Origin of the sequence: Kytococcus sp. HMSC28H12 (genome assembly GCF_001816045.1) — a bacterium.
GTDB lineage: Bacteria > Actinomycetota > Actinomycetes > Actinomycetales > Dermatophilaceae > Kytococcus > Kytococcus schroeteri.
Map to the genome: position 1 here is coordinate 1 of NZ_KV824632.1, position 1,181 is coordinate 1,181.

General features: G+C 72.8%; 2 protein-coding genes. Both read left to right on the forward strand.

Translation table 11 applies throughout. The features are described 5' to 3' along the window. A partial coding sequence (locus HMPREF3099_RS10025) for an LCP family protein (RefSeq protein ID WP_371327535.1) occupies window positions 1–993 on the forward strand: 993 nt, incomplete at its 5' end. Then, window positions 990–1,181 (forward strand): AzlC family ABC transporter permease (locus HMPREF3099_RS10030; protein WP_141762122.1); only part of this gene is annotated, 192 nt, incomplete at its 3' end. The genes HMPREF3099_RS10025 and HMPREF3099_RS10030, both read left to right, overlap by 4 nt.

The window sequence follows — 1,181 nt, forward strand, 5'->3', positions numbered from 1 at the left end:
CCGACCCGCGGCGCCGACCGCCTCGAGCGGGCACCGCGGCGCCGCCACCCGGTGCGCCGGACGCTGACCGCCGTGGTCGTCGTGGTCGCGCTCTGGCTGGCCGGCACGGTCTGGGCCGTCGTCGACTCGTGGAACAAGGTCGAGCGCACCGACGCCATGCCCACCTGGGGGGACCGCCCGGCCGACACCGCGGGCCGCAACTACCTGCTCGTCGGCTCGGACAGCCGCGAGAACCTCTCCGCCGAGGACCGCAACCGGCTGCGCACCGGCGGTGGCGCGGGACGCCGCACCGACACGATCATGCTCGTCCACGTGCCGGTCCTGGGGGCCCCGTCGCTGGTCTCCATCCCCCGCGACTCCTACGTGCCCATCCGTGGCATGGGCGAGAACAAGATCAACGCCGCGTACAACACCGGTGGCGCCCCGCTCCTCATCGACACCGTGGAGCAGAACACCGGCCTGCGCATCGACGGGTACGCCGAGATCGGCTTCGGCGGCTTCACCAACGTGGTGGAGAGCCTCGGCGGCGTGGAGCTCTGCCCCAAGCAGGACATCCAGGACGACAAGGCCCACCTCGACGTGAAGAAGGGCTGCCAGGAGATGGACGGCGTCACCGCCCTGGCCTACGTGCGCGCCCGGTACTTCGACCCGCGTGGCGACCTGGGCCGCGTGGAGCGCCAGCGCGAGTTCCTCAAGGCCATCAGCTCCAAGGCGCTCACCCCCGCCAACGTGCTGCTCCCCTGGCGCCTGCACTCGGTGGGCAGTGCCGTGACGCCCAACCTCACGGTGGACGAGCACGACTCAATGCTGGAGATCGGCATGGCGCTCAACGCGGTGCGCCGTGCCAGCGGCGGCGACCGGCAGGTGACCGTCCCAGTGAGCGACTCCACGCTGCGCACCGAGCACGGCTGGGCCGTGAAGTGGGACGACGAGAGGGCCGGCGAGCTGTGGAAGGCCCTGCGCGAGGGCGGCGACCTGCCCGACGGGCTGTGACCCCGGCCCAGCGCGCCGGGCTCTCGGTCGGCTTCGCCACCGGCCTGTACGGCATCTCCTTCGGCGCCCTTGCCGTCGCCAGCGGTCTCGACGCCTGGCAGGCGGTGGCGCTCTCGGCGCTGATGTTCACCGGCGGGTCCCAGTTCGCCTTCATCGGGGTCGTCGGCGGCGGGGGCTCCCCCGCCGCC